The following is a 6,230-nucleotide window of genomic DNA, read 5'->3' on the forward strand; positions in this document are numbered from 1 at the left end:
GCTAGGTTTTCGTGGGAATCTGCCGGATGACCTAGCATGGACCGCATGGCTGGCAGAGGAAAGTACGCGAAGGGCGTCGCTAAACGTGAAGAGATTCTGCGCACGGCGTTGGATGTCTTCGCTGTTCAGGGTTACCGCGGCACTTCCCTCCGCGAACTCGCCGAAGCCGTCAACCTCAGCCAGGCCGGGGTTCTGCACTACTTCGATTCCAAAGAAGAGCTCTTCGCGGAGATCCTCCGCAAGCGCGACGAGCGCGACGCTGACAAGTACTCGGCCGGAGAAGATGTCATAGACACCTTTGGAGACGTTATGCGGCACAACGCTGAAGTGCCTGGTTTTGTCAGCCTTTACGCCAACGTTTCTGCTGCGGCAACCGAGCCCGACCACCCGGCCCATGCGTTCTTTGTCGACAGATACGAAAACATGCGCCGGAATCTGGCAGATGGGGTCCGCACCCGCCAGACGGAGGGCAGCATGGCAACGGACCTGGATCCGGAAAAGATCGCTGCAGTCATGCTGGCAGCTGCAGATGGCCTTCAGGTGCAGTGGCTGCTCAAACCTGAGCAGGATATGGCAGATCACCTGGAGTACATGTGGTCGATCCTTTCCCGTGTTTCAATCGGCACAGCAGAGTAGCCAAGGCAGCGAGCGGGTGAGCTGAGTACCTTGGCCACACTTTCTGCACTGCAGGGCCTAGCGGTGGCGCATTTTGCGGCCAGCTGTGGCATGCAGCTGACGCCAGAGGCTCAGCGGGTCCCTCACGGATTCAATCCGGGTGCCAAAGACCTGGCTGGTCCGATCCTCGCCGTGCGGCCGCCACACCGGGAGCTCGGTTCCTGACAAGCTGCTTTCGCCCGCACCGTTGGGGTTTCCAGTGCGGATAAAGGAGATCCAGGCGGCGTGCATTGCGCTGCTAAGCGCATTGAATTCGTCGACGTCGATCCCCTCCAGGAAGGGCGCATGTTGCCACGAGGCAAGATTATTGAAGGTAAACGGCAACTCCAGGCAATGCGTCGCACCCAAACGACCGCCGTGCGCTGGCGTGTTGAACGAGAACTGGTAAGACCAAGCGGGATTCGACGCCGCGCGGGCGTCCGCCAGCTCGAGAGCAGGTTGACGGAAAAGCTCATCACTGATGACATCCACCAGGACGCCAAGGGGGTTCTTCGCGATTCGCCCTTCACCCGCATAGGCCTCGTAAGCGGCAGGCAGCAGCGCCGCATCAAATCGTTCTGCGAGACGTTCTTCCACCTGTTCTTTGCTGACATCCTGCAGTTCGGGGTTCAGGGCGAACGAAAAGCTCGCCTCATCGACGTTCCATCCGATCAGAACATCTATGTCTGGTGCCCCGCCTTTGAGCAGTGTGTCCAGGGGATGTTCCAGAAGGGAAACGCCGTCGATGATCGGCAGGAACGGGGTTGTCCAATGGCCAAATCTGGTGGCCAACGCGAAACGCTGAAAGGACACACCCAGGAGGCTTTCCCAGGGCATGTGACGCAGCGAGGAGACGTCGTCGTCGTCGAATCCGGCGGACTTGACCAGCTGGGCCGTGCCCTTCCGGGCGTCATCAATCGAGTCCAGCTTCAATCCCAGAGGGGGGCTCTGCAGGATGATTCGCTTGATCAGGGGAGCCGTCTCTGCCTGGATGGCCAGAGTCGCGGCTGAGAATGCCCCGCCGGATTCGCCGGCGACAGTGATGTTGTCCGGGTCGCCGCCGAACAGGGCGATGTTTTTATGGACCCACTTCAGCGCGGTGCTCTGATCGCTGAGCCAGAGGTTGCCGTTGTCGCCCGACTCGGCAAGGAAGAAGCCGAAAACACCGATCCGATAGTTGATGCTGACCACAACCGTATCGCCGTCGCGGGCGAAGGTGTCACCGTGATAGACGGGCAGGCTCCCGGATCCGCTCACAAATCCGCCGCCATGAATCCAGACAAGGACCGGCCGCCGTTCCGAATCGGCTCCAGGCGTCCACACATTCAGCGTGAGGCAATCTTCATCGAACGGGGGAGCGCCATGGCTGCCGAGCACTCGGTCGAAGCTTCCAGTCGGATCGAATGGCTGCGGCGCGCTGGCTCCGAATGAGTCTGCCGCGAACACCCCGGTCCAGCCTGGGTGCGGAAGGGCAGGCTTCCACCGCAGATCTCCAACCGGCGGCGCGGCGTAGGGAATCCCCTTGAAGACGAGCAAGCCGTCGTCGTGACTTCCCTGGACCGGGCCTGCTGTGGTTTGCACAGTGCCGGAATTGGTCAATTGTCTGGTCATTGAAGCTCCTGCTGGTTTCTTCTAGGTGGAGGTTGGGCGGTCGGGCGCTTACTTCGCTAGTTCGCCGCTGCCGACTTGGTCTTCTGGCGGGCAATCCGGCCGCTAAGAGCGGCCCAAAGCAGAAGCGCAGTAGCCGTACCCAGCAAGCCGCCGGCAATGGTGTCGCTCAGCCAGTGCGCCGAAAGATAGGTCCGGTTGATGACTTCGAAGACCACAACAAAGGAAGCAACAACCAGCATCCAGACCCGGGCCACAATCAAGGACATGGCAACAACGAAGAACGCGACTCCGGTGACGTGGCCGGACGGGAACGAGCCGATATCCACCGTCACGAGCGGATTCTCGGGGCGCTGCCGGCCAACCAGCTTCTTGACGACCTGAAGCACGGTGGTGGAGAGGAGTCCACCGACCGTGAAATACAGCGCAAGCCACCAGCGACGCTTAAAGAGGGCCACAATCACAGGAACGAGCAGGATTGCGGATCCTCCGATGGGCCCTCCGGTCAGGGTCGACGCGAAACTGTGGATGGCGGTCAGAGCATCATTCCGGCTGTCCAGGCTGAACTTGTTCCAGCCCTGATCGATGGCTCCCATCCAGGATGCGGTGATGTTGAGCCAGATCAACATAAAGCCCACAAGGCAAAGCAATGCCGCGTAACTGCAAGCCCGGCGGATGACCGTCGGACTTGGGCTCGGATTGGGCTGTGTTCGAACCAGAGGCGATGTTGCCATGTCAGTTCCTTACTTTCGGGGGATCCTGCGATTGAATCTAGTCTGGCCATCCTGATAGTTCAAGGTTTGAATTATATGGTTGGCCATTACTTCTTTGTATGACAAGCTGGTGGCATGAGTCGTGACGTGCCCGGAGGTAAACGACGGAACCCTGCATCGGCGTCGAGCCTGGTGAGTGCGGATGTCCGGGCGCACAATCTCGGCATAGTCGCCCGCTACCTCGCGGAAAACGGGCCGAGTTCGCGCAGCCAGATTGCTGAAGGCTCTGGACTGACGCGCGGTGCCGTAACGGTGCTGGCCAGCTCCTTGATTGAGGCCGCCGTGGTCCGCGAAGCCCAGCCGAAATACAAGGCCGGCAAGGGGCGCCCGATTGTCCCGCTCGAACTGGCCTCTGACCACGTCGCGCTCCTGGTGCTTCAGCTGGACGCGGACAAAGCGACGGCACTGCTGTCAAGCGTTGCCGGGGACGTTCTGCTGCGGATCGCTGAGCACCACGGGAGGCCGATGGGGCGTCCCGAGCTGATCCTTGACGTCCTCGCCAGAACCCTGGATCGAGCCCTTGAGGCGAGCCGGGAACTGGGGCGTCGCGTCGCCGAGCTCACTATTGTTGCCTTTGCCCCGGTGGGGGGTGACCCGGTCCAGGTTCTTGTTGACACCGACCTCGGCTGGGGTCAGGTGGATGTTATCGGAGGTCTGCGCTCCAGGGTGCCGGGCCTCCCTGAGGCGGTGCGGCTCGTCGGCGACGTACATGTGGCCGCGGTTGCGGAGCAGGGCTTCAATCCGGGCATCCAGGATCTCTGTTACATGAAAAGCAATTCCGGAATCGGCGGTGCCCTCATAGTCGACGGCAAACTGGTCCATGGCGGCTTTGGGCTGGCCGGCGGTCTGGGTCATTTGTCCGTCCAGCCGGATGGTATCGAATGCGAGTGCGGGCAGGTTGGCTGCCTGGTAACCGTCGCGGGACCTGATGCCGTCCTGATCGCTGCTGGATTGGGCGAAGAGCTCCACCGGGACGGCCTGACATCAACGTTGGCCGAGTTCAGCCGCCGCGTTCTCGTAGGGGAACCCGTTGCCACAGCGGTCTGGGATGGGGCCAGGGTGTGGATTGCGCGTACTTTGCAACTTGTCGCGGTCACCCTGGATCCGCAGCTGATTGTGCTTGGCGGGTATTGGTCGCTACTGAGCGAATCGATTGGCCAGAGTTTCGCTGAGCAGCGCAAAGGCTTTGCCGCAGGCGCCGGCTCGGCGGTGAAGGTGGTTCCCGGGCGCCTGGGTGACGACGCCGCGTTGTTGGGCGCGCTGTGGCAGGCCAGGGACCGCTATTTCTCCGGACCGCTCGAAATAGAGATATAATTCAACTCTTGAACTATATGCTTGGGTGAACCATACTGATCTTAAGTCACTGTGAATGCCCATGGCGATCACGGCCTTGACCATCAGCCCACTCAAGGAGTCCCCAATGACCAGTCAAACCATCGAGATCCCCACCGCCCTCGGCGCGGTCCGCGGCAATCTCCGCGGAGAGTCCGCCAGTTTCCTTGGAATTCCCTTCGCGCAGCCTCCGGTGGGAGGACTTCGGTTCCGGGCCCCCGTCCCGTTCGGACCCTGGGAAGGTGTCCTGGATGCAACAGAGCACGGTGCAACACCGCAGCGGACCGCCCTGGCTGAGGTGACTCTCATTCCGGAGCCAACAGTTCCGGGGCCCTCGACCCTGAACCTCAACGTTTTCGCCCCCGTTGCCGCGGATGCCGGATCGAAGCTTCCTGTGCTTGTGTGGATTCACGGCGGCGGGTTCGTAGCCGGATCCCCGGCCAGCCCCTGGTACGACGGCGCGGGGTTCAACCGGGACGGCGTTGTGACGGTCAGTATTTCCTACCGGCTGGGCTTCGACGGCTTCGGCTGGATCGAGGATGCCCCTCACAACCGTGGCGTCCTCGACTGGATGCTGGCGCTGCAGTGGGTACAGGACAACATCGGATCCTTCGGCGGGGATCCCTCGCGGGTTACCATTGCGGGCCAGTCTGCCGGGGGCGGCGCCGTTTTGACGTTGCTGGCGGTGAAGGGGGCTGAGAAACTCTTTGCACGCGGTTACTCGATTTCCGGCGCTGCAGCTGACATCCCCCTGGAATCGGCCGAAGCCGCCGGCCGTGAACTTGCGGGCAAAGCCGGTGTGGAACCCACCATTGCCGGCTTCTCGTCACTGAGCGAAGAGCAGATACTTTCACTTCAGGGCGGCCTGGGCCTCGAAGCAGGCACTGACGCCAATGATCCGCTCGCCCCCATGGTGGCGATGGTGAGCGGCGGACTCTCCTTGGGGCCGGTCATCGACGGACAGTTGCTTTCCGACACCGTGGAAAACTCCCTGCGGAGCGGGGCAGGCGCGGACAAGCCGCTTGTGCTCGGATCGACAGACCACGAGTTCAACATGGCGATGGCTCAGCATGAGGCGCCACTGGCCGGAGTGGACCCAGTACCGCTGTTGAGCCGCTTCGGTGCGTCACCTGAGCTGATCAAGGAATACACAGCACAACACGCCGGTCTCTCGAACGCGGGACTACTGGGACAGTTCATCACGGACAGTATGTTCAGGGTCAAGACACTCCAGTACGCCCAGGCGCGTGACGAGGCAGGGGCCCCGGCCTTCCTGTACCGGNACACCTCAGTCTCTCGAACGCGGGACTACTGGGACAGTTCATCACGGACAGTATGTTCAGGGTCAAGACACTCCAGTACGCCCAGGCGCGTGACGAGGCAGGGGCCCCGGCCTTCCTGTACCGGTTTTCCTGGCAATCGCCAACCATCGGTGGAGCTTGCCACTGNGTTTTCCTGGCAATCGCCAACCATCGGTGGAGCTTGCCACTGCCTCGATGTTCCCTTCTTCTTTGATTGCCTCGCAGATTCACACGTCGCCCACATCGCCGGCCCCAACCCGCCCCAGGAACTGGCCGACGAGCTACACAGCGAAGCAGTTAGCCTGATCTTTGCCGGGACCCCGGGTTGGGGCGCCTACACGGCGGACTCACCCCTGGTCCGGGTCTACAACACGCCGTCCACAACGGTGGACAACGGTTACTCCGACGTGGCTCTTTTGCAGACAACGGCAGCGGCAACAATCTAAAGCGGCCCGGCCGCAGGATCTCAGCCCCTGGGCAACGCCCGGGGGCTGAGTGCGTCCAGCGGAAACTGAGAAAGGCCGTCACAAACGGGGAATCGTCCCGCCCCGCGTAACTCTTC

Annotated in this window: 5 protein-coding genes; 3 read left to right on the top strand and 2 right to left on the bottom strand. The window is 61.7% G+C overall.

Translation table 11 applies throughout. The annotated features are described in order from the left end of the window. Positions 1-45: 45 nt before the first annotated feature. A complete protein-coding gene (locus ACZYZ4_RS16285; RefSeq protein WP_463862542.1) occupies positions 46-636 on the top strand; it encodes a TetR/AcrR family transcriptional regulator in 591 nt (196 codons plus the stop codon). Between the two features lie 57 nt (positions 637-693). Here the strand turns inward: ACZYZ4_RS16285 and ACZYZ4_RS16290 are convergent, their stop codons facing one another. Together ACZYZ4_RS16290 and ACZYZ4_RS16295 are read right to left on the bottom strand one after the other, a co-directional pair. Further along, complete coding sequence (locus ACZYZ4_RS16290) at positions 694-2,265, bottom strand: carboxylesterase/lipase family protein (protein WP_463862544.1); 1,572 nt, start codon at positions 2,263-2,265, stop codon at positions 694-696. A gap of 56 nt (positions 2,266-2,321) precedes the next feature. After that, complete coding sequence (locus ACZYZ4_RS16295; RefSeq protein WP_463862554.1) at positions 2,322-2,891, bottom strand: phosphatase PAP2 family protein; 570 nt, start codon at positions 2,889-2,891, stop codon at positions 2,322-2,324. A gap of 219 nt (positions 2,892-3,110) precedes the next feature. On the opposite strand from ACZYZ4_RS16295, the gene ACZYZ4_RS16300 reads away from it, so the two are divergent. Together ACZYZ4_RS16300 and ACZYZ4_RS16305 are read left to right on the top strand one after the other, a co-directional pair. Next, a complete protein-coding gene (locus ACZYZ4_RS16300) occupies positions 3,111-4,349 on the top strand; it encodes an ROK family protein (protein ID WP_463862546.1) in 1,239 nt (412 codons plus the stop codon). A 106-nt stretch (positions 4,350-4,455) separates the two neighbouring features. Next, on the top strand, positions 4,456-6,114 hold the full coding sequence (locus ACZYZ4_RS16305; protein ID WP_463862548.1) for a carboxylesterase/lipase family protein: 1,659 nt from the start codon (positions 4,456-4,458) through the stop codon (positions 6,112-6,114). Positions 6,115-6,230: the final 116 nt, after the last annotated feature.

It is taken from the genome of Pseudarthrobacter adonitolis, assembly GCF_055412845.1.